The sequence below is a fragment of the Rathayibacter caricis DSM 15933 genome (assembly GCF_003044275.1).
In the GTDB taxonomy this organism is placed as follows: domain Bacteria; phylum Actinomycetota; class Actinomycetes; order Actinomycetales; family Microbacteriaceae; genus Rathayibacter; species Rathayibacter caricis.
The window spans coordinates 2,214,726-2,239,618 of sequence record NZ_PZPL01000001.1 but is presented as its reverse complement, the minus strand read 5'-3'; the positions used below and the strand labels follow the sequence as shown (position 1 = coordinate 2,239,618).

Genomic DNA, 24,893 nt, shown 5'->3' with positions numbered 1-24,893 from the left:
CTATGCAGTTTACGGGAGGCGAGGAAGCAATTTTCCGCAAGGGAGAAACTCCCGTACTGACGGCGGATGGCGAGCTGCGCAAGATTGATTAGCGACGCGAGGTCGGCGCACGCCAGATTGCGCAAGCGTTCGCGTCGAGGTCAACACGTCTAAGTACGCTGAAAGAGCGTGAGAATCTATAGCTGTACTGCCAGTGTGGCCCAGATCAGTCCGGCGGTACAAATTACAAGACCGATCGTCGCGCCGACGAGCGCCCATGACCCAACAGCGAGCCTCGTAGACATCTTCTGATCGAGCCGCGCCCGCTGTTCGATGGCCCATATGTCGAACGTCTTTTGCGCTCCCCAGACCACGTCGGCGCCGCCAATCTTTTTAAGAAAGCAGCGTGATGCGCTCAAGATCCTCCTGTGTCGGTTCGGGAACTTGGTGATGTCAATTTCTAGGCGTCTTAGACAAGAGTGCGGTCCCTGTCAGATGCGGTTGAGTAGCGGTAGGTACGCGTCACGGAGCCGCCTTTCGAGCAGCTTGGCCTGCGCCGCTGTCTCGCAGGCTTGCCACGCCAAGTCACAGCTCAGAAGCCAGGAGTGAATCGCCTCAGCTTGCGGACTGGTCACCTTCACGCGGTTTGGGCTACTGGTCACCGCCGGCGGAACGCCGAGCAGTAGCTCGCCCACGTTCCGGCGAAGTGACGATCCGGCCAGGCTGAGGCCTGCTCCGAGGTGCTTGCCCCATAGCCTCGCGCGGAGGTTGGATGCAGTACCGACATACACTGCGGCGCCGTCGCGGCGGCACAGGTACACACCCGGCTGGTCGGGAATGGATTTCTGATCAAGCGAAGCCACCGGACGTACAGGCTTGCGCAGTAGCACCGCCCACTCTTCTTTTGACGGCGGATCAGGAATTTGGTGCATGTCCACCGTAGACCACGCTCCACCGCCGTAGGTCCCTTCGAAGGAGCGGCAGCTACGTCTACCTCCAGCTTCAATCCGGGAGCCTCATCCAAGGGTTAGACGGAGTAGCCCGCCGAATCCGCGGCCAGGCCGCTAAACCGCGCGCTGACCGCCTCGGTTCCGGCCTGCGCTGGCAGCGCCTTCCTGCGTTCGATCAGCGCCGACTGCGAGTCGGCTGGCTGGCCCCCGCCGCGGCTAGGCTCGCGTTCGTTCCTAGGGGACGCTTGCCCGAGTTGGTTCCGCGCACTCCTCGGCCGCAGCGACGAGGGAAAACAGGGGTCGAAATTTGCGTAGTCGCCCGCCGCTTTTGCGAAGCAATTCACAGAGCACGTCGGCTGGCGAGGCTCCTTTGCTCCGGGGCGACGAGCAGTACAACTAGCCGCTTATCGGAGCCAATGATCGAATTTACGGCCGGCGGACCTCAACATCACAAAGTCCGGATCAATTTGATAGCCGTCGCCTGCAGTTCTCTGGTAGATAACGCATGTGTCGACTATCGCACCGCTCTTGACAAGAAGCTCAACCACCAATTGTAGCGTTCGTCCCGACCGTATCGAGTTGTCAATTACGAGCAGTCGCTTCCCGGAGATGTCATCAAGATCAAAACGCGGGCGAACTGACTCTGCAAAAGGCTCGTTTCCGTTTCCCAGAATAACATCTACCTCAACCAGAAGTACTCGACGGAAAACACCGAATTTTGCGAAATCAGCCGCCGCTGAAAACCCGGACAAATTCACACCAACAAAATAGTCGTAATCAACACGCCGTCCGCGAGTCAAGTCATCGCAAAAGATGTGAACAATTCGGCTGTACTCGTCAAAAGTGATCCGCTTCCGAATTCTGACGGGGAATGGGCGCCTAGCCTTGCCACTTAGCATTTCCATGAGCGAACGACGGGAAAGACCCTTGATATCGCTTAGGCGCCTGCTCCATGAGTATCGCCGCACCCCCGCGACAACTGACAGAAGTACCGTGAGAATAGTCAGTAAGAAACCTAGTACAGTCGCGAGATTTATTAGCCAGACTGGATACTGCTCGAAATCCCACCACTCCATCGCTATCCCGTTTTCACTGAAAGAAGGTGTTTGAATGATGGCTCTTGGGTCAGCTCGCTGATGCGTAGAACGGAAAATACCTGGGCGCCAAAACCTCGCCGAAGCTTTGCTAGCACCTCGCGTTCTAGCGGATCTTGATAATCGATATATTTCACAATTTGAATCGACCCCGATACGCCGTGGTCTCGTCGAAGCGCGTGAAGCGTCGCAATCATCGTACGTCCAGTGTGGATTGAGTTGTCCACAATGATTATGGATTCACCCGCCACGTACTGGAGGTCGGGAGTTCTGAAACGATACCGGCGATCGACGACTGTAAAATCGAAAGAGCAAGACGTGCTTGGTGCGGTCATGGCCACCGCAGCGCCCAACTCAACTCCACTCATTGCAATCGCGATGATGTGGCACGTTCGAGCACCTGACGCTACCGACATTACCGCCCGCCCAGAGCGGCTGCGCCAAAAACGCTTCGCCGCGTACTCCACATTCCTGATTGAGTGAGACTTGTTCATGGTTAAATGCACCGCACGGCCTGCGGTCAGGAGAGATTTGGAAGGCTCGGACGACTGAAAAAGATCACTTTTCCAACTGCCGGTCACTTTTTCCACCTCTTTCATGTATGGTAATTATAGCACCGAAGACTCAGGTTAGCTTTAAGAATATTTCTTTCGTGATCGATTCAGTTGAATCTTCCTCGAAATAAGTCGCATATCCCAGCATTTCGCCCTGAGTAGTGCGCCGCAAGATGGCTGCACCAACTCGATCACGCGCCCCTTTTTGGCGGAAGAATAGAGCCACTTTGCGGCCAGCGATAATACCAAAGTAGACAAAGGTGACTGGGTCCGGATACTCTTTACCTTCTCTATTGACGTTCCTCGTTAACACGATTCTTGCAAAGCCGAGGCCTTCGTTGATCCGAGCTGTACCAAACTTGAGTCCGCCAGGACCATCGTAAGCGGCGTACTCGCCGCGCAGAGAACCCATCTGCCGTCTTTCGCTCCCCCCGGCTCCGTGAGGGAGCTTCTAGAGACTCTAGCCTTGATCGTTGCCGGCAGGACGGATTCGAGGCGCGTCTCTGCATGGGTGCCCTAGAGCCGCTGACGGCACGAGGATCGACGCAGCAACCCCCTGGGCAACGAGAGACAGAATTCCCCGAGACCGCCCTCAGTGCGCCTATCTCGGTGGTTCAGAGTCGCAGAGCACATCACTGGCAGCCCACAACGTTGGCGGCGAGCTCGAGCAGGAGGCGATCGTCGCGATATGGCGAAGGCTCGCGGGGTCGAACACACCGAGCGCCACCTCGACGGCACCATCAAGACTAGGAACTCGTACGGCAAGGATCTGCACCCGCCGAGGGAAAAGGCGGGAACAGGCTGCCAACTCTTCGGCCGGACCACGCGATTGCGCGCTGCCCGCCTCGGCTTCGTCCGCGACGGGCAGCGCCGTTCTGCGCTCGGTTCGCGACGCACGCGCGAGGGCCGGCGGGTACCTTGCCGCGGGTAGGCTCGCCAAGGTTCAGGGGAGACCCGTGCATGGGTTGGTTCCCTACGCTCTTCGACGGCGGGGACAAGCGGGAAAGTACGAGCCCGTCTGCCTCCGAGCCCGACTCCGCGGTGCCGACATTCTCTCCCCCACCCGCAGACCCACCCACGATCCGCGTGACGACGACGTCGACCACAGGGCGGGAGACGACACTCGATGTCGATCTGTCTGGTGGCTCCGAGGAGCCATTGCTCTCGATCGAGGAGATTGATCGGAAGATTGCGGTGGCGGAGCGCCAGCGGCGTAAGGCTGCCCGGTTCTCGAAGGTTCGGGGGAAGCACTTCACCGCGCACGTCGACGAGATCCGGGCGCTCCGACATGCGGAACGGTACGACCATGCGCTCGAGCTGCTCCTCGAGTGCATCGCGGCAACGGAGCGAGCGGACGAGATCGAAGGTAACGGACGGGCGCCGGCCTACACCGGGTGGGCTGCCATGACACTTCGGAAGCAGGAGCGCTACGCCGACGAGGTCGCGGTCATCGAGCGTTTCTTCACTGGGCAGAAGAATCTTGTGAGGGCAAACCATCCAAAGCTTAGGGATCGGCTCGCCAAGGCGCGGGACCTTCGGGATGCGGCCCTGAGCGCGGATACTCCCCAGCCTGCCCGAGCTGTGGCTTCATGCTCGACATCATCCCTAAGGCTCGCGGCAAGTGCGGCTCATGCGGGCAGCAGATCGCGGCACGAAAGATCGTTGGCCAGACTCGCATCGTCACTCCTGAGCAGGCGGACGTGCTGAAGGCGGAGGAAACGGCGCTGCGCGCCCGGCGCAAGTACCTGCACGTTCGAAGTTGGCAGGTGAACGAGCCGGCATGGGACGCAACCGCCGCCTCGCTCGCCGAGCAGTACGGCCGTCCGGCCTCTCTTGGTGATGCGCACTGGCGTCTTATGAACGAGGCGACGCTGAAGTACCAGGCAGCGGAGGACTGGGCACGCACCGGCCAGGTGTACTCCGACATGTCGAAGTTCCTCGTCGAGAACCGACGCGGCTGGGTCCACACCGCTGAACTGCGCGAGACTATGACGCAGCGGTGGCACCTTCAGTACCACGATCCGGCGACCGAGCTCGTCCTGATCGCCCGCAGCTGCGGTACGTGTGCACCAGACCAACTCAGCGTTTCGACGCTCGATCCGGTTGCAACCTCCGTCGAAAACGTCGACTCCTGTACTCGTTACCACCGAGAAGGGCTCCGTAGTGAGGTTAGCGGCGAGGACCGGGGACGTCGCCCAGCTTCCATTCTGGAGGTAACTCTGGCAGAGACCGCCGCTGACGTTTCGGTAGAACACGTTGATCGTCTCCTCGGCCCTCCGGACGGCAGCCGGGCGTCCAGCGACATCGACCAGGGTCGGAAAGATACTGTCACCGGCCCAGTTAGTACCCGTGAACCAGCCTGTTGTGTCTCCTCGGACGCGCGCTGAAATGTGGGATTCAGTCAAGGCCCAATAAAGGTCGGGCGGACATCAATGCGAGCGTCTAGGAAGCAGAATCAAACTGGAGAAGACCACCCCGAATACGACCAGTGGCACCCAGTCGTCGACGGCCCAGGGGTCCAGCCCGAAAGCCCACGGATCCGCGGAGGCGCCAGGTTGAGGAAAGCCGAAGGAAGCCGCAACGACGAGATAGACAACCGGTGTGATTAGAGCGACGTAGCCTTTCATCAAAGTGAGTGACGCTGCACACAGGAGCGCAAAAAGCAACACGTTCCGCCCGTAGCCTTTTGATGCGCTATCCCCCACAAGCCATAGCAACGCGCCGATGATAACGGGTATGAGTGTCGACAAAGCGTAGTCGAGATACAACAGCTGGCGAGAGCGCACGGAGACACGTTCCTGCGCAGAGTCCCGACTTGGTGCTGAGCATACGATCCATAAGAGTCCAGGTATGGCTGCGGCAACGTACCCGAGGTCAACAACATTTACGGAACCGTTCCGCAGGTTTGGAATGGTCAGGCCGTAGGTGCCGCTCATAGCAATGAGAGCCCCTAGGATCACGCAAGCCAAAACGTAGGGTCCGGCGCTACGGCTACGAAGCCATTGTCTCAATCCTTCATCCCGGCGAGCTTTAGGACGTTGGTGTACGCAAGTTCGGCCTTGACGGCGGCATGTGAGTCCTTCGGCGCCGATTCATAGAATGTCGCGATCGAAGAAGAAAACAGGACCTTCGCCTCACGAAGCACGATGACCTGCTTGTAGACCTCCTCGAGGTCTTCGGTCTGGTGCGTAGATACCATCAGGTCCGTCGTATTGGCCAGTTCGAGGAGCGTTCCGCGGACGGAGGCCCGCTGCTCAGGATCTAGACCGGCGTACGGCTCGTCGAGCAGAACGAGCTTTGGATCGTGAACGATCGCTTGAGCAATCCCAAGCCGCCGCCGCTGCCCGCCAGAGAGAGAACGACTCTGCTTCTCTCGCATGTCAGCCAGGCCCACCTTCTCAAGAGCTCGACGCGCACTACTCGCTGCGTCCCCTCTTGACATCCCCTTCAGCCATCCGGCATAGGTCACTTGCTCTTCCGTCGTGAACCCCAGTAGGGCTTCGACGTCCTGCGGAAGCCAACCGGTCTTCCGCCTGAGTTGACGGAGAGCGCCTCGGCCCTGAGAGCGACGACCTCCGACTGAAATGTAGCCAGATTGCGGACGGGAAGTGCCCGCGACCAGAGACAACAGCGTTGACTTCCCTGCACCATTTTGTCCAAGGAGAACCGCAGGGAAAAGATCGACGGCGAGGCTGAAATTCGAGAATATGCTGGTCCGCCGGCTGTAACGGAATTCAAGGTCGCGGATCTCAATTGTCATCAATTCACGTTCTCTCTGCAGCTGGTCTGGCTGGACTGCCACGCGTCCACAACAGACTCAGCCGCGTTATCGTCTGCGATCCCAAGTTTTTCCTGTACCTCCGTCGGCGTGAGCTCTCGTCCAACCGCGCCAGGTACTTCGGAATCGTATATTGCAATCGGAGGCAGCACGGACAAAGGTTCGCCGCCCATCAAGAGGGCAATGGCATAGGGCACAATAACATCTGGCCCGATATCTGATTCCGATTCGGCCGGCGAGCACGTCAAACTTGCGTAAATCGCGCCAGCGGTCGCGATAAGCACGTCAGGCTGTGACCTCCCTGCACCGATGTCGAGTTGGATCTCAGCAGGGCTGCTCCCATCGTGGGGAGCGCGTATGGTTTTTGGCAGAACCATTCCTCTATCTTGCAGCGACGTCACGCCGGGGGTGATGTATCCGAGATAGTCCCGTTGCTCGCCAGAGGAAAGAGTCTCCGGATAGACGCAGTACGTCACTTCATTCGAGGTCTGACAAGCTTGGTCCGCCACGTTGCGGAGAGAGCCTGCAGTTGCCGTTGTGTTGACCGCGATCAAGTTTGCAACGACAATCGTCAGCGCGATCGACCCGCAGGCGGGAATTAGCCATCTGAACTTCGATGACCTGAAAGTTAGCAGGGCCGCAATAAGTACACCAACTGCAACGACGACAGGGGCGAGCAGAGCGCGTCCATCCGGCTGGTAGGCAGCGGTGTCGCAGCATGCGAATATCGCGTAGCCGGCGATGTTTCGCCAAGATACGTTGCTTGCGTCTAGGAGCGGAGAAACGGCCCACTGGAAAGCAGCAAAAATCGCGATCGGGACGGCAATTGGTGTGGGGAGCAGGGACCCCAGAAGCCAACCGAAGGAAATGGAGGTGATCGTCATGGCTGTTACAGTCAATAAGATCATCCATGATGCGGATGCAGTCAACGGAGACGCAGCCGAGATTTGCAGGACTACTGTAATGCCGTAACCGATCCAGGCGGCGACCAAGAGCGGCCACGTGTACAACGCTATTACTCGAACTGACACTCGAACTCGAGGCAAAGCGCCTCCGTCGTGCGCGGGCACTGCTCTTCTGGCGCACCACGCGCTTGCTCCCGCGACGAGCGGTAGCCCGTATTGGAGTCCGTTGGCTGCGCGGGCGAGGTACGAAGTGAGATAACGGTCTGGCGGATACGGCGCCAACACTGTCGTCCACATGTAGACGATTCCCAACACGACGAACGGCGCGACCCAAACTGCTGGATTCGCTCGGATCGGCACAAGTGGACGGAGATTCTTCAACATCGCTCCTTGCTGACACGCCTTGGCCCGGGGCGAGGCGCCCCGGGCCAAGGCTGTGCAGCTTTGTATCTAGGTCTTAGTAGGTGATCGTGACGCTGCCCGCCGAGAAGAGTCTTAGGCATCCGTCTCCGCAATAAACGCCCCCAGCGGTCCAGCCATTGATCTGGTACCGGTAGGAGATTCCGGTCGACCGAGTGCCCCAGTTCATCGTGGTCCCGCAAGCCGCCGTCTTGTTGCCCTCAGAAAGCGCCGATCCGCCGTTGTTACGCTGCAATTGCATCTGTACGCTCGTCGGCGATGGTGCTCCCGCGCCGCCCTGGGCGCAAACCGACAGACGAATAGACTGAGCTGCGCCCGAGCTGGGTCGATACTGGGTGTCCCAACCTGTCGGCGCGTCGCTTATGCTAGTGTTCGCTGTCAATGCGTAGGCGGTAGTGGCCCCTCCGCCGGTGATCAGCGCCGCGGCCAGCAGTGCAACCGCGAAAAATCTCTTCGACATTTCTTCCCCTTGTCTGAGGGGTGCAAACGCCAGGTTCGACCGCCAGATGGTCGGCCTTGTCCCCCCAGGTGGAACATAGCGTGCGGTTTGATGGTGGGTCAAATCATGAAACAAGCTCGAAATAATGAGGATGCCTCGGTTTCGGAGGACGACGATGAGGTGGATGTGGCTGTTGTTGGTAACCGAATGAATAGTTTTGATGCGCTTCGCGTCACTGGAGCATTACTGGTAATCTATGGGCACTCCTTTGTGCTCCGGGGTCGAACGGCACCTAGGCTTGGAGAAATCCCGCTTCATACTCTCGGTGTGATGATTTTTTTCTGTATTAGCGGATACTTGATCACCCAAAGCGCCCAGAGATCTAGAAGCTGGTGGACGTACCTTCGGAACCGCCTGCTCCGCATCATACCGGGTTTGGCTGTGGTAGTCCTTGTATCTGCATTTGTAATTGGGCCTCTGCTTACCTCGCTCTCCGCAAGTAGCTATTTCTCAAGCACGGCAACGTGGACGTACCTTCAGAATCTCGTTTTGGTCGGGCGTTACGACCTTCCTGGCGTATTTCAGGACGATGTGCATGCGCGTAGCGCTGCTAATGGTTCATTGTGGACTATTGGCGTCGAGTTCTTGTGTTATATCGGTGTCCTAATAGTTTCGTTGATGCCGAGGCGCTGGTATCTGCCAGCAACTATTGCCGCAGGGTGCGGTTTGCTTGCACTTGCTGCTGCTGTACCTGGCTCGTCCGAGACTGCGACGCTCTGCGCGTTGTTTGCAGCAGCGTCGCTCGTAGCGCGCGCACCTTCCGTCATCGAAGTTCGGCCTTCGGTAGCTCTCGCCGCGGGCGTTGCGCTTGTCTCGCTTTCGATGCTTGCAGGCGCTAGTCCGATTCTTCTCGTCCTTGGGCTGCCGCTCCTCGTCCTTACGGTTGGGAGGTCTGATCTGCCGCTCGTCCGCGACGCTGCGCGGTTCGGAGATCTCTCGTACGGCCTTTATCTCTGGGGCTACCCGGTGCAGCAAGTTATCCTTACTCTCATAGGTGTGCAGGCCACCGCGCTCAACTTTGCCATCGTTACCGGCGTGACTGCCCTGCTTGCGGTGGCGTCGTGGTGGCTAATTGAGCGACCGGCACTGAGATTCAAAGCGAGGCCAGTGCGAAATTTAACAAGAGATACTTTGCCAGCCCAGTAGATCATCCTCATTGTCACGTTGCAGGCTACGCGTGCGAGGTGTTGACGCCGTCGCCAGGCCCATCAGCGCGAAACCGGACCTAGACCGGCGAAGACCGGCCGTGCTCTTGTGCGCGGAGCCAGCGCGCCGCCATGATTGACCATCCGCGGGCGAAGGGGCCGAAGATGCGCTGGAACAGGGCGTTACCAATTTTCGGAGCGGTCACGCTCCTGCTCGTAGGTCTCGTTGGATGTGAGGGCGATCCCGATCCTGTCCCCGCGCCACTGCCACCGTTCACGGCGCCCTCCACGCCCGGCCCTGTGGTTGTCTTAGTTCCGGATCCGACCGCCGACGTGTCCGGTGGTGGTCCACTCAGTGGTGATGCCGACGCTTCAGCGCGTATCCAAGCGCAGCTTCCTAGTTTCCCGCAGAGCTACGAGCTAGAAGATTCTGAAGCGCTTGCCTATATCGGTAAGTTGGTTGCCTTTCTTCCCGCAATGGGACCAGCTTTTAGTGCAGTCAACTCGACGGCGACGTGCGCACTGGATTATGGCGTAGTCGCTGCGAAAGTCCTCGTATCAAAAGACCTCCGCGCCGCGTCGGCAATGCTCATCCTTTCCGAAGGGCAGGCGCAGAAGCTGCCGCAAGTAGCGTTGTCGTGTTTCGTGCGTCAAGTTGTTGGCGGCGGAAATACGCCTGGGGAATTTACACCGTGCTATGACCAGTATTACTACGACGCAACGACGAGTGGGGTTGCGGATCGCTATTTCGTCATAGTGGCGGCGACGGTAGCGCAAGATTGTGTGAACCTTAGAGCGACTCACTCGGCCTTCAATCCGCAAGACTTCTAGGTTCTCGCGGGATCTGCGGCACAGAAGGGAGTTTAGTGTGCGCGGTGTCATTCTCGATCAGTGAATCCCTATCTCGCTGTGAGAGTTTCCCTCTCCGGTCCTGCGCTCGTGCCTCTCGTTGTTTTCCATTTAGACCGTAGTTGCATGTTAGTTCGCCGCGCCGTCGGTGAGAGATTTACCCATTTCTCTCGGAGTGCGTCAAGCGGGGTCAGGAAGATGAAACAGTTCCTACGTAGAAGCGAGGCAGGGCGCATTGATCGCTACGCGGTCGTTCACTTACGATGGGTGCTTGGAGCCCACGCTGATACGGCAGTCATGGTCGGGATTCGCTACACGACGAGAAAGGCAAGTAGCCGGGACAGTGGCTCTAGTTTCGCTCCCAAACAGCCAGGAGCCTGAGACCCCACGCCCCGCAGCCGCTGCACTCGACTTCGCGGTGTCGATACCCCTGATCCGCTTGAGTAGTTGGCCGCTGGATGGCAAAGGACTGCGGGGTGGCGCATACTGCGCATCCTCGACGGCACCATTGAGTCTAAGGGTAGTAGGGCTGGGGCGATCGGTGAGTCGCCGGCCTGTTGTCCGGCGGTGCAGGCGATGACCAGGAGCCGTCCGGCGCCGTCGACGAGAGTGGTGGGCTTTCGTCGTCAGTCCGCCGCGTGAGTGGCTGATCGCGCGATCGGACGGCCCGACGCTCGAATCCGTGCAGATCGGACCAGCCCCTTCGCGCGCGTGAGGTTCGTCGCGTGCTGATGCGCGCGACCGATCGTTCAGTCCACACCGACACCGACCACTCGGTCAGCCCGTGCGAGTGTGCTCGTCAGCCTCCGTCCTGAGGCATCCTGCGCAGCTGCTACAGATCCACGCGCACGCGCTGCGCGAGGCAAGCCTTTTCGTAGCGGATCATCGCCGAAGGGCGTGCGCCCGAGCCGACTTGCGCACTCCTCGGTGCTCCCGAATTCTTGGAAACAGCCCAGTTCGGGGCGCCGGAAGCGGACTGCCGGGCTGCGCCCCCAGATTCGAGCGCGCGCGGTGCGCTCGATGATCAGCCCGTGGAGACAAGAAGAGGATGAAGCCCGCACAGGCTCCACCCTCTTCTCAACGTTCTTTAGTTTGCGGCGTCGTACGCGTCCACTACTTCCTGGGGAATCCGCCCGCGGCTCGAGACCTCGTGCCCGTTCGCATTCGCCCATTCGCGGATCGCCTTGAGACGCTGAGGGTCGCTCTTCTTCGCCGGTGATGAGGAACCTGCCGGGGAAGATGCGCCGCCTCGAACCTTGCGGCCGCCCTCGATGTAGGGAGCAAGGGCCTTCTCGAACTTCTCCGCGTTCTTCGTGGAGAGGTCGATCTCGTAGTTGACTCCGTCGAACGAGAAGCGAACGGTTCCGCCGTCTTCGTCGAGCGGGGTGCCGTCGAGGTCATCGACGAATGTGACTTTCTGAGCCATGAGTTCCTCCAACAGGACAATGTTTCGGCGCCTTGAACACTACGGTCTCTATGCGCGCGAATTCAAGTTGACGGAGTCATGCCCTGCATCTTGTTGCTCGGATAGGCCCTTCGACTCGCGGCCTTTGCTGCACCCGCCACGTCTACAAGCCCTGGTGGGCCGTGCCGCGGCTGTGACTTCCGGATCGTCTAGTACCACTGTCCAGAAGCTTCTGGACGTGCGCTCAGACTCTCGGCCGCTTCCGTTCCACGCGGGGAAGGCCGATCGTCGTGTAGCGAGCTCGACGCGACGCGTCGACGTAGGGACGCAGCGCTGCTCGAAGCTTCTGGCGGTTCTTTGGAGACAAGTCGATTTCGTAGACATCGTCGTCGATCGAAAATCGCACGGTCGAGCCGTCTGGTGCGAGCAGACCGTCAAGGTCGTCCACAAGGGTCACTTTCGTTGCCACTCCCCCAGTGTGCGCCAATCATGGGCCCGGACACAAATGGCCGCTAGGCAGTTCGCCCAGCGAATCGAGCGAACATCGCAACCGGCTCAGCAGGGACGCGTGGCCTCGCTCACCAGTCCGGCAGGTCTACCTCCCACGGACGCCCGGGCGGAAGGCCAGCACGGTCGAGTAGCGACTGTGCTCGCATGACGGGACGAAGGAGAACAGGTACGTGATCGGCAGGTGCCTCGAGAAAGTCCCAGCGGTCCTCGTAGCCAGCCCACGTTGGCATCAAGACTCGAACTCTGTCGATCGGAGAACCATGTGCGGTCCGTAAGGCGGCTTCCCTAGCCTTAGCCGTGATAGGCAAAATCATGTTCGGCACGGTGTCGTTCGCTGTCTTCACCTGGATCTCGGTGACGCGGCGCTCGCCAGCGGCCTGCGCGGCGAGGACGCCCGATCGCTGTAGGCCATCCCGTGTCTCGGAGACCGAAACTTCACGGGGAACTGTAGGTAACCGAAACCGCATCGTCAGTTCCGAGCAGATCGAAGTATCGAAGGCGCAGGAGGCGTCGCGACGCGAACGACGGAAGTACCTGGTGCTCGCCGGACGCTGGCAAATTGGCGAAGCAGGGTGGGACGCGGCCTCGGCTTCACTGCCGCAGCGGCTCAGCGCAGAAGCGGCGACTCGCGACGTCCACTGGCGCTCGCGAACAAGGCGACAATGAAGTATCAGGCGGAGAAGGAGTCGCCGCGTGTCGGCCAGAGGCGCATTCCGGCGTGGCCAAGTTCCTCACCGAGGATGGACGGGACTGGGTGCTCACCGCCGAGCTACACGAAAAGCTGCCGCAGCGATGGCACTTGAGGTATCACGACTCAGAGTCAGAGCACGTCCTGATCGCCTGCGGCTGCAGTGCGCGCGAGCCGACTACTCCGGCGTGTTGACTCTGGAGACCGCGCTCTCCGCGTAGCCCTTTCCAATACGCAGTGCGTAGCTCCGCCCTGCTCTCCACCGGGCAAATCGCCATTAGCGCGAAATATCGTCTTGATAGCGTCACGTTTGGAACTTCTAGCCGCCTGATGCCCCTGCAAGATCGGTGGCGTTTCGAGCGAATCGCGTGAACTCACCGAATGTCGAGAAGGTGACACTGGCGCTGCAATGCTTGAACATCCACAATTGCATAAACACCGCAGCTGCCATGTTATCCGCAGACAGGTTGTCGTAGTCACCTATGCCGTCTTCCTCATCCGCGACAAGCCGCCCGAAGAGCGCAACATTCTTATCGGTAACGAAGCGGCCAAGCTCAAACTCTCGCTCATCCAGCGGAAAAGAGCGGGGATACATTTGCACACAGGCATACATCATGCTGAGGACATGGGAATCACGCGGTACGCGATCAACGATCTTTGGGTACATCCCATCAAAAACGAAAAAGCTGGCAATAGCCCTCTCGATAACATATTGATCACTATGCCGCGGCATACAACTCCAATGATAGCAAAAAGCTTGCGTCTGCCGGGCGCTACCCGTAGTCGATTGCCTACTACGAAGCGGATAGCGTTGGTCGGGCGGACCATGTGGCCGTGGCGACTATCCCAAAGTATTCAATCTGTCCGGCCCAGATCTCGGACGGCCCCGTAAGGTGGTCCCACACCCGCATGAATCGCAATCGTCCGCTTCGACGGTGCCCGCAACCCAAGCACACCGGCTGACCCATCAATGGGGTCGGCATCGACGCTTTCGCCGCGCCGGCGAAAGCGCACTGGGACCACTCAGCTCGTTCAAATCTGCAAAGCGATGTCGCTCAATAGTTTGGGATGAGAGTCTCGGACTCGGGTGCGGTCACCGATGGTCTATGGAGAAGTCGTCTACGCGGGAGGCGGACGTCTCCGGACGCATTGCTGGTCACACTAGCTGTGACTTCGGCGAGTTCGTTCCGCATATCGTTCAGCACGGCGTGCGCCTTGACCGTGCTTTCGTGTATCGCCGCGTAGGCGTCGCTGATCACACGCTCAGAGATTAGGTGGAGGCGGGCCCGACACTCAGGGTCGTCGCAGTTTCGGAGTTGCGCTACGTACTCCGCGTGAAGGCGCCTGGCTACCTCAATGACTTCTACGGGCGAGCTGATCGAGGCGACATTGTCGGAACTGGTCAAGCGAAGTTCCTTCCGTGAGCAACAAGGGGAGACGAGACTGTGTTGAGTAACGCGTGGCCATCCGGCTCAGTCACCGGTCAGGGAGCTGCGAGGAATGGCATCCTCGACATTAGGCGGCCTGCTATTCATTCCGTCGGCGGACAAGCGAGTTCACATCGAGAATCACATCCGTCGCGTGGTCTCGATCAGACGTAGCGGGGGTGGAGTAGTTTCGAGAGATAATGGCGTGTGCGTTCAGATGAGTCTTCAGGCAGAGCCCCGGTTCGAACAGCGCATATGGTTGTCGCCGCGTCGGTGTTCGCCGTGGTGCAGGTGATCCTCACCCTGGTGATTCAGCCGGCGTTGACGGCGCTGGCAGTCGTGGTTCCGGTCGCGTACGCAGCGGTAGCGAGCGTGACGGTGTTGCCACAGCTGATCGCCGGTCGATTCGTCCGTGCCCGCGGCGCAATCATTCTCACCGCCGTATTTGCGGGATTCTTCTCGATACCCCTCACACCGCTGGGCGTGCTCGTCGTGCCGGCGTTCGCACTGCCGGCCGTTGCCGTCGAGGGAGTCCTGTGGCTCGGCCGCTACCGGTGGAACTCGAGACTGCTGTGGTCGCTCGCGTGCGTCAGCGGTGGACTAGTTGCGAGCATCATCTCCTTGGTCGTGATCAGCGCCTCCCTGTTCAGCACGGCGTTTGTCCTCAGCATCGTTCTTGCGCGGGTCTGCTCCGCAATCGTATTGAGCTTCGCTGCGACCGCCGCGGAAGGCATGCTGGTGCGCGTAGGAGCACGCGCCTGAACTTCTTAACGCTCGCCGGGTGCAAGGGTGTGCGGGTGGGAGCCCGTGGCCGTGTCGAGCAAGTGCAGAGATGCCGCTGTTGAGAGCGCGTCGCTTCTATTGCGGACGCCAAGCTTCTTGTAAAGAGACGTCACTTGGGTGCGGACCGTATTGACGGATACGAACAGGTGCTCGGCGATCTGCGCGTATGAGGAGTGGTGCGCGAGGGCGTGTAGAACGGCAAGTTCCCGGGTGGAAAGGTTTGGCAGCGGCGCGCTCGAAGGACTGACCGACCGGGAGGCTAGGAAAGGCTCCACGGCATCGACGAGCCGCGTGATTCCTTCGTCTCGGGCGAGGTCCATGAGGGTGTCCAACCCCCAGGTACGTTGTGCGAGCAGGGGCAAAGTGAGTCGCTTTCGTTCAATGATGATGGCCGCTTCACGCAGGCTGGATATGCCTAGGTAGCGGCGGCCGGTACGAGCCGAGGCCGCGGCGAGAGCGAGGCGGTGCTCAAGGCGGTCCCGAACGGTGTGACCGTCCTGGGGCGGGTTCTTCGATAGCAGGGTGCGGGCGTTCTCCGGCTTGTTCCCAGCGAGCTCCACCTGAGCGCGTAGCAGGGCAACCGAGAACGGAGCGAGCCGACCTGCCGCCTTGGCATGGTGAGCAGCGAGTGCGTCATCGCCGATGTCGAGCGCGACGCGGGCGGCGGTGCGTTCGAGGTGAGCGAGCACGAAGCTCGGGAGCTTTCGCTGGCGGCGTGCGGCCGTGCGCACTTCGTCGACGCGAACGAGCGCTCGATGCGATTCATTGAGACCCATCAGTGCCCACGCTTCGGCCTCAAGGAGCAGATGCATGTTCTCGATCGTGTCGAAGTGCCGGTGCAGCCTCTCGATCGTCGACAGCGCCTCCGCGTAATCACCGGCCTCGAGATAGAGATATGCCTCGGCGAGACGTGCCGGGGATCCGCTGTAGTCATCGTGACGGTGCTGTTGTCCGGGGATCTCGTCTGATGCCCGCTGATACGTGCCTGCGTCGTCGAGCTCGCCAGCAAGGGCATGGGCTCCCGCTCGAAGAGACACAGCGAAGTAACGGGAGCGGGGTCGGGCCACGGAGATGCGGGCTGCGTGCGATCCGGAGAGCAGGGCCAGCAGCGCTGCGTCGGTTTCGCCGGCGAGCAGCAGTGTTGCGCTGATGTGTGCGATGGCATGGGGAAGGAGGTTCGCTGCCCTCTCCAATTGCATCGACTCGAGCTCGCCGAGCATGTCGCTCAATCGAATCGCGCGCGATCGAGCGCGATCGTAGCGGCCCAACACGGTGCGAAAGGCCACCATCTCAATGAACAGAAAGACAAATCGGTGCAAGGGGTCGGCGTGACGACGTTGAGCAGCGAAACCGATCGTCGTGACCCCGAACAACTCTGCTGAGCGCCACTGCTCATCCTTACGGGCCAAATAGTGCAGGGCGAGTTGAGCGGAGAGGATCGGCCATTTCATGAGCGCCCGTCGATCTAGCCGGTTCAGGATCTCCGCGACGGCATTCCGATGCACGGTACCCAGATCGAACCAGTGATCGATCACGATGTCCGTGGCCAGAGCGAGATCGCCCGCATCAACGCTCGCCGACAACGCGTCGACCGCGAGCCCCTGCTCCCACGCCCACCGAGCGAACAGGCCTCGGCGCCGGGCGTACAACTCAGGGGTGAGAGTGGCTCGTCTGCGCAGCGCTCGAAGAACGAGCGAATTGAGCCGGAATACGTCGGCGAATTCACCCTCACCGGTGAGATACGTGCTGACACTCCCCAAACCGGCCTTTTGGGCCTGCTTGAGCAGTACCGCTCCATCCTGGCCCGTCAACGCGGAGGCCAGATCGTCATCGAGGAGGTCGGCCGCGGCAAGAGCGAGTAACGCATCATCGGTTCCGACAACGGGACGGATCTCGGCGCCGCTCAGCACAACGTCGGCGATGAACGCATCGATCCGACGTTCGAGACCCTGGGTAAGGAGATCGACCGACGCGCCCTCGCCGCGGGAGAGGTCGACCGCTGCGAATTTCGCCAGGATCGGCACTCCTCCCGTTGCGGCGCGAACATCCGGGGCGAGATGCCCCCATGACGGCGCCTCCGCCTCGACTACTTGGCGGACCTCGTCCAGAGTGAACGCTAGTTCTGCAGCATCAATAATCTTCACCGGCACCCTGAGCCGCACTTGTGGTGAATCCAGCTGGGTCAATGTCCGAGTCGCGATGATGAAGCGCATCTGAGCCGCCTGCCGAGCAACGATGACAAGATCGGCCACGATGGCGTCCAGTTCGTCCGAATCCTCGAGGGAATCGATGACGATCGTGCTAGGAGGAAGGGCAGTCAAGGTCGCTGCCAGAACTTCACTCGTTACCAGCGAGGTGCGCATTCGGTCAGCTGATTCGAAGGCGGGATGATCGTTCTCTAAACCATGCATTTGAGCTAATCGCGTCAACACGCCAATCCAGAGCGCCGCCCGATCTCCCTGGTGAGCCTCCACGGTCAGCCGAACCACTAGCTCATTTGTGTTCGCGACCCATTCGCTGATCACGCTGCTCTTCCCATAGCCCGATGGAGCGCGAACAACGACCACCGTGCCCAACGGTGCGTCGAGCAGCGCCGTCACTCGAGGCCGCGGGACATTCCCCACGTGCATCCCTGGTACCTCGCCTCGCATTAGCTAACCCTAACCTTGTCCAGTCCCCACGTCTTCGTTCATCAATGCGACACCGCAGGAGGAGCGCCGACCGAGCCGTTTGCCGCCTTCGCGCCGTGCGCGGCGGGCACAGCCGACCACGAGAGAGCATCGTTCGATCGAGCGGTGCTCCGATCGAGAGCATCCACGGCGACCGCGTTGACGACACGGTCAGGCAGGTACGGCAAGGCTGTGGCAAGGTCCCTCAGTCACCGGAACCCTTCAACTGGCGAGGACAAATGCTGACGACCATGACGACCACCGTCCACACTGCGGCTGCAGGACGTTCTCCTGGCCCGCTCGAACACTGCCTCACGTCTCGTTCACTGCTGCCAGGGCCACACTCGCGGATCTACGACGTGGCGTGCTCTGCATGGCAGGCGTCACAACGGCGGTGGCGCGGATGAGGCTCGGCCCGATTGCGTCCGCCTCGAGGATCCGGCCAGAGCGTTTGTTCTCTCCCTCGCCCCACGTGTCGGTGCGTTCGTAGCCGACGACGATCACGGCGTCGCCCTTGTGCAAGGAAGCGAGAACGTGGGCGCCCAGTTCGAACTTCGCCTCCACGACGTGTGTTGTGGGCGCCTCGTGCGGCACCCACCCTCCCTGCCGGTACTCGCCAGTGATCTCGATGACGCGCAACTTCGCGATCAGAACACGCCCAGCCTGTACAGCCACCGGGTCCGCGGCAAGATTCCCCGTGATCGTCCTACAGCTCATCTGGTCTCCTTACGTTTCCGTTACGGCCTAAGAAGGCCGAGTGTGGCGGCGTCCGGCCCCTCTCCGCCGGGCCGTCAAATACGAGTCCGGTCGAGGAGGTGGCGCATGAATTCACGTAGTACCTCAAACCAACACGGTGAGCGTCCGCCCTAATGGCTCAGCGCGGCGTGCGTCAAAATCTCCTCTTCGACGAATGCGCCAAAACGGAACGTAGTGCGTCGCGCGAATGAAGCTTCGTCTCCGCTGTTTGGTTGCTACCTTCCCGAAACGGTGCGCACTTAGCAGCGGTGACCTCTACCTGCTCTGTCGAAGGACGTCGGCTCTCACGCAGCTCAGACTAAAGCGCTCCTCTGGGATGGAGAGACACCTGACGACGTTGAGACCTGGCGTTCGGCCCGACCTCGAGCACTGGCGAGTCAGAGGATGACCGGCGGCATACGTCGATTGCCACCCCCCTCTTCACCTTCAAACTCTGATACTTGCGAACCAGGCGCCTCACACTGACTCTCGGACACTCCACGGTAAGCGAAGGGCTCCGTTTTAGTCACTGACGATGCCATCGACATTCAAGCAGACCGGGCGGCCTTATCGTTGCGGCGGTAGTCTGCTTTCGCCCGGAAAGGCGATACGGAGATATTGCACAGGCGATCGAGCAATAATCCCAGCAACACCGCAGCAATCACACCAAGAGCAAGGGCTGCTAGGAAAATCAACAAAATCTCAGTACCGCTCGAAGCAAGATGAGATTCAGCACGACAAGCTGACACCTCACCACGATCGATTGAAGGCCGTCAAAGCGCGTGTCGACACACGAGAGCAAGAGAAGAACCTCCTAAGCCCTCTACGACCGACTCTAATTGGGCGCGTACCTGACGGTGGCGAGATACTAAAACGTTCAAAATGCATTGTCGCGGGTAATATTTCTGCGGACAGCTATAACTACAGATTGCACCTGGGATGTTCAGCGTTCTCGCCGCTGACGGCTAACACGCGACCGCCGAGATCAGGGCGCCAATTCTGGCGACCATCCTGAGGAAGCGTGATTGTTAAAGTCAAACGGGGGAGAACTGATCAACGTTTGCAACAATTCGCCCTCCCTCCACTCCTCGAGTCGGAATCGCGTCGGCCCGATCTCGCCGTTGGCAAATCTTTCCCATTGAGCTGCCTTCATGGCGCGTTCCACGGTGGGGAAAATTCCGAGTACTTGCGTTCTCGCCTCCCAAAGACTTTCCGCAGCGAGTAAGAAACTTGACGCCGTCGGTACGTTTGCTGTCATAACAGTGCATACTGCCACAAGGCCGGCGAAGACCTGTCCATTGGCGCGAAACAGAACCTTCTTTGTCGCCTTCTGGGTCAACCGGAGGACGGCCGACACGACAGGTGCAGGTCGATTCACGCAATATCGTGGAGAATGGAGAGGATGGGCTCAGCGGAGTTGCGTTCGCCCAGACGCTGCGAGCCTTGCGTTTTAGCGGCTGCGCTATGACCTTTGATAGAAGCAGCGAGTCGTGTAGCGACACCACTTCACCATCATGAAGAACACGGCGGGACGTGCCCAGGATATTAATTCCGTACGGAGCAGGGACAAAAAGCCATCGTCGACAAAAGCTGAGCTTTCTCGGTGCACGCGGAGTTGACCGTAACGGCGGCCGCTCCTCAGCGAAGCAATTCCTCGGAAGGAGCAAGTCCAACGCGAGGCGTGACGACTCGGTCCAGCGGAGAGCGGCTACGGCGCGTTGTCGGCTTGGCCGAGCGCGAGATCTGTTGACGCGGCCGCTGCCTTCCTGCGTGCACCCTCGGCGCCACGAGGGAAGGCAGGGCTAGAACCTAGTTATGCTCGGAGAGCATTTCAACCGGGTCTCGTCCGATCGAGTCGGCCATCTTCTCGACGGAGCGGAGAGTGAGGTTGCGCTCCCCTCGCTCGACGCCGCCCATGTATGTGCGGTGCACGCCGAGCTCGTCAGCGAAGGCTTCCTGGCTGAGACCGACGGATTCGCGGTGGCGGCGCAGGTTGCGTCCGAAGACCTTCTGCAGCTCACCTTCCACGTCCTCGAGCCTCGTGTGGTGCTACTTGAAGGTCTACATACTTATGAGTAGCATCACGACCACGGCGGGCCAGACGGGCAGGCCTCGAGACGCGAGGCGGGGTGATGAAATGAGCGGTGGCGACTTCGTCGGGGCGATGAACCCGACTACGCGGCTCTGGCGGCGGATGCGCTTCCAGCGTCTGCTGAAGACACTTCGCTGGCGAGGGTCCACACGAAAGTGACCTCCGCCTTCGGAAGTAGCCAGCCCGGGACATCGAGTGAGATCTCCCGGGCTGCGGTCTGTTCGGGGAGCCGAGAAATGTGCGGACGCTGCGCCGCTGAGACGAGGTCTGTGACGCTCATGTGGGCGATGTCCGTGTCGGTGTAGTCCATGGTGAGCGAGAGACCCTTGGTGGGCTGCGCGATCGCAACATAGAGACGGTGACCGCTTCGCGGAGTGATGGTGCGGTAAACGTGACGGATGCGAACCATTCGGCTGTCGCGAACAGCGTCGTCCCCGATCCCAACGGAGTAGGTCTGGCCGGTCTTGCGGGCGCTACGCCGGATCTTCTTCTCTTCGCCGTCGACGCTGAACTGCAGCAACTCGAAGGCGTCGCGGCTGCTGGCGTCGAAGCCGGGGCGAGGCGTCATGAACCAGGTGGAGGTTGATGGGATGTCGGAGACGAGCTCGTGGAACTCGTCACGATCCGAGGTGCAAGCGAAGCGCTGAACCGGACTGCTCGGCACAACCGAGTACTCCCAAGTCACGGTGACGGCGAACCGAGGAACACCTCCGGTGTTCCTCTCGTCTATGGAGGAGAGCCGGATACGTACATCGACGTCGTGCCAGCGCTCAGGAGCACGAACGACCGTGTCACGGAGATCGGCGTAGATCTCACGGGCAAAGGCGGCGTCGCTGAGGCGAAGACCGAGGGCATTGGTTGCTAGGTCGTCGAGCAGAGCCGGCGTCGCCACGCGGCGGAGATCCTCGGGGCTGGAGGCGAAGCCACGGACCACGGCGTCGGTGAAGGCTGGGGCTGAGTCTGCCAAGAGGCGGCGAACTCGAGCATCGTCGCGAGCGTCTTTGTCGCGTTGCGTCCAGAAGTCGATTGCGGCGCCGATCAATCCAGCGACAAGGAAGGCATCTGCCAGGCCGTCGAGTAGGGCAATCAGGAGGTGTGGAACAAGCTGCTTTTCCTCAAGCCACTTGGCGAGCAGCATGGTACCAACACCACCACAGGCAACCAGGATGGCGACCAAGACGACCTTGAGCTTGTGGATTTGGGCGAGGGGACTTGCTGGCATTTCTGAGGAGGATTATGAAGTATAAATGCAAATTTGTGAAGACACGAAATGTCAGATCAGGCGCAAACTTGAATATACGTGCCGCGGCTCGAGGGTTTCCGGACCCGCGATCTCACACCACGCACCTATCATCCCATTCACACAAAAGTGGACCGTCAAATAGCCGAAGCGTCATTTCGCCGCAAATCTGCGGCCCTACTTTAGCGTAATATCGATCTTCTCTTCTTGTGCTCCAAAGTCAGGATGAGTGAACTTTATTGTCGCTGAAACATTCTCCGACGGCATCGGAAAATGAACGGTCAAATTCCAGGTCTCGCCTGCTGCCATATATCCGGAAGGCTCGTTCACGCCGAATATCGGCGCTGAACCTCCGTCACCGAATAGAACAACTTCGTCGACATTTACGTCCGTCTCGCCGATGTTCTCGAGCGATAGATGACCCACGTTTGTGGCCCTGCGAAGCGACGCCCGGAAGAATGTCTTGTAAGTAGTACCGCGTGTCTCGATGACTTCGCCAGAAGGAGAATCTAACGGAAACTGTCTTGATAGTTCGAAAAGAACCGAATCGACCATCTCGTCGAGCATACCGGTTTTCAAGAAATTTGACGTGATGTGTCCCGCACGCTGAAGTTGTTGGCGGTACTTCTCAACCGAGAGTCGCCTAGAGTAATCGCTCCCGGTAGGTACTGCCGTATCTTTGAACCAGACATACGTAGGCTTATTGCTTTGCCGGACAACGTCGATTTCATGGGCCGTACCGCTTTTCCCATCTACCTTGGTCTGGCCGAGAGTAGTCCAAAACACAGCAATGCACGCGTCAGCTTTCGCGAGTAGCGCTGCGTCGATGAGGTGCTGTCCCCCTTGTGGATCGTAGCCTCCGTGAGACAGGTTCATTTCCCAGAGCTTCGGAACAAAGAAGTGCTGGGAGGCCTCCGCGTGACGCAAGTTCCACTCGGATATTCGCTTCTCTATTTGCCGACGTTCCCTGCTGACATCACCCGGGGAAGCAATGAAAATAGTGGTCACGATCGCAGAATACGCCATTTTCAGGCAGGAAGAAGTGCGTCTCGGTAGTCGGAGAAGTATTCAGCCTCTGGCGGCACAAGACTGGATTCCATTACCAGTTCGGCCATCTTCTTTATTCGAGCAATACGTTCCGGGGTATATTGGGCCTCAGCACTGTTTTCGGGATTATTTTGGTTTCGCTCCATTTTAGGTCTCCTGTAATTTATTAAAATAGTCTTATTGTACACTGCCGTCGGTTCCCTGTACAGTCGGACCCGAGTCCGGGTCTTTTAGGGCCAGCGACAACACCTGAATTGCTTTCACGACAGCTTTTGCAGTGAAGACCTCAAATGAGAGAAGGCCGCATTCCAGTTCGGGACTCAACCGCAAATTCGCATCGGGGCCGGGCGTATAACTTAAGAAAGGCGACCTGAGGGGGGCGGTCGCGAGTTGCCAATCGGCCGCAGCACCGATTGCGTCGGCGCGTATGCCGTCCCTAAGACCATTCTTCCTTTTTACGGCTGAGAACAACTCATTCATTCTCGACGATGAGAACCCTGCGAACGGAACAAACTTGATTCGTGAATCATCGTTACCGGACGCCTCCTCGAATACGGAAATCTCTGTGCCGTAAAGCGATTCCGCCATGCTCTTGCCGTAAGGCTCCACATAGAAGACTTTTCGCACCCCAAAGGAAACGAGGTTTCGTGCGCACTCATGACAAGGAAAAGTGGTTACGTACATGACGGAGTCTTTTAGTCCGACTTGGCGTCTAAATGCATCCGACAAGGCAGCCACTTCGGCATGGACACTTCGGCCAAATTCCATTAAATGCATGATCCTGGTGCGATCAAATGCTTCCATCCCACCCAAGCCGATCACGGCCTCGAGACTCGGAGCTTCTCCATCTTCTCCGAGCTTTTTTGCTAAAGTTTCCAGCCACTCGGCGGTCTCTGGAAATGTCGTTTGAGGAAAGGCCACCGAGCCCCGCCATATCTTTGGCGTCAACAGGACACGCAAGAAAGAATGAATTGCATCTACCCTGCTGGCATCACTAGGGTCGAAGTTCTGGCTATGGTCACGGTAGTCGAATTCATCATTTTCTCGGTAAGCACCACCGCCTGGTTTCGCCACCTCGTTGTAACCGGTTGAAATAATTGATCCACCAGCGTCCGTTAAAGTCGAACCAACACTTCGTCCCATTGCGGCCGACGACTTGGCCGCAAGAAAAGCCGCTGCCATCGCGTTTTCGTCCACAGTCGGCGTTCCGAAAGGGTCACTAAATATCTGCCTTATAAGGCGCTCTACCGACTTTTTCGAACTCTCATCAACGGCCGCGTCGGCCGACTTCGCCTTAGCAGATTTCGTTCGAGAACGAATATAAAGATCCGCATGCTGGAAAGTTGCATCTACGTTGAGCCGCTTTTTCGGGTCGAGAGACGGCATGGAACTTTCGATGCCTGCATCGATAGCAATTAGCTGTGCCGCCAATTGTTCTGCGCCTACCGGTGTTTCGCCATTGGGATGCGGAATCCCGTGAGAGCCCACATCTGTATTAGTTTGTGCAGCTCCAATGCCAGGGTTTAGAAGTTTTGCAAACTCCTGTCGCAAGTACTCTTTTCTACTCTTTCGGGGAGAATTGGCAGCAATCAGGAAGAAGCGTTGACCGTAAACGGCGCGCAAACTTGCAGCTTCGTCCGGATGCATGAGGTGCGTAATAAGGTATGCAATCCCCTTTTTTGACGCCAAGAACGCTGCTTGGAAGTCTGCTTCTCTTTTAGCGTTGATGTCCAAAATCGCCAATTGAGCGGCAATCGAAGTCCCGAGCGCAAGGCGAAGGATGTCGCCCGCCCTCATTAGGCTCCTATAGCCTCGGAAGTTTCGTGTTTCTCCCCGAGCTTCGGACGGGAGCAACTCTCCTGTGGCCGCGGGATAGGCAACGGCTATCAGGTCCGATAGCTTGATCCGTCGGACGTAGTACCCGGCATCACTCAGGCGATCCTGAAGCTCTCTGGTTATTGCGTCGGTCGAGGTACCGATGGGCCTCGTGGTCGCAAAATACAAAGGTGGTCGGGTCATCCCTTCGAAGTCCTCAGGGACGGGTACGCGCTCGGCCGTCAGTGCGAGTTGTTCTGCCAGGTCCTGTTCGACCTTCGAATCCAAAACTGCCTCCATGAAAGATGG

The 24,893-nt window shown here is 59.2% G+C and carries 21 protein-coding genes; 5 read left to right on the top strand and 16 right to left on the bottom strand.

Annotated elements, in window-relative coordinates:
- Positions 1-176: 176 nt before the first annotated feature.
- The 4 genes from C1I63_RS19960 to C1I63_RS19485 all read right to left on the bottom strand — a co-directional run bounded on the left by C1I63_RS19960 (position 177) and on the right by C1I63_RS19485 (position 2,989).
- Positions 177-398 carry a hypothetical protein gene (locus C1I63_RS19960; RefSeq protein ID WP_211315610.1) on the bottom strand — a complete coding sequence of 74 codons (222 nt, stop codon included), beginning with the start codon at positions 396-398 and terminating at the stop codon, positions 177-179.
- A 72-nt stretch (positions 399-470) separates the two neighbouring features.
- Positions 471-911: a GIY-YIG nuclease family protein gene (locus C1I63_RS19490; protein WP_342353120.1), complete on the bottom strand. Its 441-nt coding sequence runs from the start codon at positions 909-911 to the stop codon at positions 471-473.
- Between the two features lie 1,096 nt (positions 912-2,007).
- On the bottom strand, positions 2,008-2,622 hold the full coding sequence (locus tag C1I63_RS10420) for a phosphoribosyltransferase family protein (protein ID WP_107574723.1): 615 nt from the start codon (positions 2,620-2,622) through the stop codon (positions 2,008-2,010).
- 25 nt (positions 2,623-2,647) lie between these two features.
- Entirely contained in the window at positions 2,648-2,989 is a 342-nt protein-coding gene (locus tag C1I63_RS19485) for a hypothetical protein (RefSeq protein WP_146168441.1), read from the bottom strand.
- A 674-nt stretch (positions 2,990-3,663) separates the two neighbouring features.
- On the opposite strand from C1I63_RS19485, the gene C1I63_RS19770 reads away from it, so the two are divergent.
- Positions 3,664-4,284 (top strand): hypothetical protein, encoded by a 621-nt coding sequence (locus tag C1I63_RS19770; RefSeq protein WP_107574722.1) that lies wholly within the window; start codon positions 3,664-3,666, stop codon positions 4,282-4,284.
- Positions 4,167-4,964 (top strand): hypothetical protein, encoded by a 798-nt coding sequence (locus C1I63_RS19480; RefSeq protein ID WP_146168440.1) that lies wholly within the window; start codon positions 4,167-4,169, stop codon positions 4,962-4,964. Before C1I63_RS19770 ends, C1I63_RS19480 begins: the two co-directional genes overlap by 118 nt.
- 620 nt (positions 4,965-5,584) lie before the next feature.
- Here the strand turns inward: C1I63_RS19480 and C1I63_RS10410 are convergent.
- Together C1I63_RS10410 and C1I63_RS19475 are read right to left on the bottom strand one after the other, a co-directional pair.
- Positions 5,585-6,337: an ATP-binding cassette domain-containing protein gene (locus C1I63_RS10410; protein ID WP_146168439.1), complete on the bottom strand. Its 753-nt coding sequence runs from the start codon at positions 6,335-6,337 to the stop codon at positions 5,585-5,587.
- On the bottom strand, positions 6,337-7,239 hold the full coding sequence (locus C1I63_RS19475; RefSeq protein ID WP_146168438.1) for a hypothetical protein: 903 nt from the start codon (positions 7,237-7,239) through the stop codon (positions 6,337-6,339). Before C1I63_RS19475 ends, C1I63_RS10410 begins: the two co-directional genes overlap by 1 nt.
- Before the next feature lie 991 nt (positions 7,240-8,230).
- On the opposite strand from C1I63_RS19475, the gene C1I63_RS10405 reads away from it, so the two are divergent.
- Together C1I63_RS10405 and C1I63_RS19470 are read left to right on the top strand one after the other, a co-directional pair.
- Positions 8,231-9,325 (top strand): acyltransferase family protein, encoded by a 1,095-nt coding sequence (locus C1I63_RS10405; protein ID WP_107574720.1) that lies wholly within the window; start codon positions 8,231-8,233, stop codon positions 9,323-9,325.
- A 131-nt stretch (positions 9,326-9,456) separates the two neighbouring features.
- Positions 9,457-10,155, top strand: coding sequence for a hypothetical protein (locus C1I63_RS19470; protein WP_146168437.1), 699 nt, complete (start codon positions 9,457-9,459; stop codon positions 10,153-10,155).
- 1,105 nt (positions 10,156-11,260) lie between these two features.
- On the opposite strand, the gene C1I63_RS10400 is transcribed toward C1I63_RS19470, so the two are convergent.
- The 3 genes from C1I63_RS10400 to C1I63_RS19465 form a co-directional block, all read right to left on the bottom strand.
- Positions 11,261-11,599 carry a histone-like nucleoid-structuring protein Lsr2 gene (locus tag C1I63_RS10400; protein ID WP_107574719.1) on the bottom strand — a complete coding sequence of 113 codons (339 nt, stop codon included), beginning with the start codon at positions 11,597-11,599 and terminating at the stop codon, positions 11,261-11,263.
- Positions 11,600-11,822: 223 nt separating this feature from the next.
- Complete coding sequence (locus tag C1I63_RS10395; protein ID WP_107574718.1) at positions 11,823-12,047, bottom strand: Lsr2 dimerization domain-containing protein; 225 nt, start codon at positions 12,045-12,047, stop codon at positions 11,823-11,825.
- A gap of 1,048 nt (positions 12,048-13,095) precedes the next feature.
- Positions 13,096-13,509 (bottom strand): hypothetical protein, encoded by a 414-nt coding sequence (locus C1I63_RS19465; RefSeq protein WP_146168436.1) that lies wholly within the window; start codon positions 13,507-13,509, stop codon positions 13,096-13,098.
- A 949-nt stretch (positions 13,510-14,458) separates the two neighbouring features.
- On the opposite strand from C1I63_RS19465, the gene C1I63_RS10390 reads away from it, so the two are divergent.
- Positions 14,459-14,965 (top strand): hypothetical protein, encoded by a 507-nt coding sequence (locus C1I63_RS10390; protein ID WP_107574717.1) that lies wholly within the window; start codon positions 14,459-14,461, stop codon positions 14,963-14,965.
- A gap of 5 nt (positions 14,966-14,970) precedes the next feature.
- On the opposite strand, the gene C1I63_RS10385 is transcribed toward C1I63_RS10390, so the two are convergent.
- The 7 genes from C1I63_RS10385 to C1I63_RS10365 form a co-directional block, all read right to left on the bottom strand.
- Complete coding sequence (locus tag C1I63_RS10385) at positions 14,971-17,586, bottom strand: helix-turn-helix transcriptional regulator (RefSeq protein ID WP_170116367.1); 2,616 nt, start codon at positions 17,584-17,586, stop codon at positions 14,971-14,973.
- A 381-nt stretch (positions 17,587-17,967) separates the two neighbouring features.
- Positions 17,968-18,372 carry a single-stranded DNA-binding protein gene (locus C1I63_RS10380; protein ID WP_107574715.1) on the bottom strand — a complete coding sequence of 135 codons (405 nt, stop codon included), beginning with the start codon at positions 18,370-18,372 and terminating at the stop codon, positions 17,968-17,970.
- Between the two features lie 1,827 nt (positions 18,373-20,199).
- Positions 20,200-20,418 carry a helix-turn-helix domain-containing protein gene (locus tag C1I63_RS10375; protein ID WP_107574714.1) on the bottom strand — a complete coding sequence of 73 codons (219 nt, stop codon included), beginning with the start codon at positions 20,416-20,418 and terminating at the stop codon, positions 20,200-20,202.
- A gap of 146 nt (positions 20,419-20,564) precedes the next feature.
- Positions 20,565-21,620, bottom strand: coding sequence for a hypothetical protein (locus C1I63_RS10370; RefSeq protein WP_211315609.1), 1,056 nt, complete (start codon positions 21,618-21,620; stop codon positions 20,565-20,567).
- A gap of 279 nt (positions 21,621-21,899) precedes the next feature.
- Entirely contained in the window at positions 21,900-22,730 is an 831-nt protein-coding gene (locus C1I63_RS19460; protein WP_146168435.1) for a hypothetical protein, read from the bottom strand.
- Between the two features lie 20 nt (positions 22,731-22,750).
- Complete coding sequence (locus C1I63_RS19765; RefSeq protein ID WP_170116366.1) at positions 22,751-22,915, bottom strand: hypothetical protein; 165 nt, start codon at positions 22,913-22,915, stop codon at positions 22,751-22,753.
- A 31-nt stretch (positions 22,916-22,946) separates the two neighbouring features.
- Entirely contained in the window at positions 22,947-24,566 is a 1,620-nt protein-coding gene (locus C1I63_RS10365) for a deaminase (RefSeq protein WP_170116365.1), read from the bottom strand.
- Positions 24,567-24,893: the final 327 nt, after the last annotated feature.

Excerpts from the sequence above, each read along its gene's own strand:
- C1I63_RS19490 (WP_342353120.1), bottom strand. The coding sequence starts at position 911 with ATGCACCAAATTCCTGATCCGCCGTCAAAAGAAGAGTGGGCGGTGCTA.
- C1I63_RS10420 (WP_107574723.1), bottom strand. The coding sequence starts at position 2,622 with ATGAAAGAGGTGGAAAAAGTGACCGGCAGTTGGAAAAGTGATCTTTTT.
- C1I63_RS19485 (WP_146168441.1), bottom strand. The coding sequence starts at position 2,989 with ATGGGTTCTCTGCGCGGCGAGTACGCCGCTTACGATGGTCCTGGCGGA.
- C1I63_RS19480 (WP_146168440.1), top strand. The coding sequence starts at position 4,167 with ATGCTCGACATCATCCCTAAGGCTCGCGGCAAGTGCGGCTCATGCGGG.
- C1I63_RS10410 (WP_146168439.1), bottom strand. The coding sequence starts at position 6,337 with ATGACAATTGAGATCCGCGACCTTGAATTCCGTTACAGCCGGCGGACC.
- C1I63_RS19475 (WP_146168438.1), bottom strand. The coding sequence starts at position 7,239 with ATGACGATCACCTCCATTTCCTTCGGTTGGCTTCTGGGGTCCCTGCTC.
- C1I63_RS10405 (WP_107574720.1), top strand. The coding sequence starts at position 8,231 with ATGGTGGGTCAAATCATGAAACAAGCTCGAAATAATGAGGATGCCTCG.
- C1I63_RS19470 (WP_146168437.1), top strand. The coding sequence starts at position 9,457 with ATGATTGACCATCCGCGGGCGAAGGGGCCGAAGATGCGCTGGAACAGG.
- C1I63_RS10400 (WP_107574719.1), bottom strand. The coding sequence starts at position 11,599 with ATGGCTCAGAAAGTCACATTCGTCGATGACCTCGACGGCACCCCGCTC.
- C1I63_RS19465 (WP_146168436.1), bottom strand. The coding sequence starts at position 13,509 with ATGCCGCGGCATAGTGATCAATATGTTATCGAGAGGGCTATTGCCAGC.
- C1I63_RS10390 (WP_107574717.1), top strand. The coding sequence starts at position 14,459 with ATGGTTGTCGCCGCGTCGGTGTTCGCCGTGGTGCAGGTGATCCTCACC.
- C1I63_RS10380 (WP_107574715.1), bottom strand. The coding sequence starts at position 18,372 with ATGAGCTGTAGGACGATCACGGGGAATCTTGCCGCGGACCCGGTGGCT.
- C1I63_RS10370 (WP_211315609.1), bottom strand. The coding sequence starts at position 21,620 with ATGCTGCTCGCCAAGTGGCTTGAGGAAAAGCAGCTTGTTCCACACCTC.
- C1I63_RS19765 (WP_170116366.1), bottom strand. The coding sequence starts at position 22,915 with ATGGAGCGAAACCAAAATAATCCCGAAAACAGTGCTGAGGCCCAATAT.
- C1I63_RS10365 (WP_170116365.1), bottom strand. The coding sequence starts at position 24,566 with ATGAGGGCGGGCGACATCCTTCGCCTTGCGCTCGGGACTTCGATTGCC.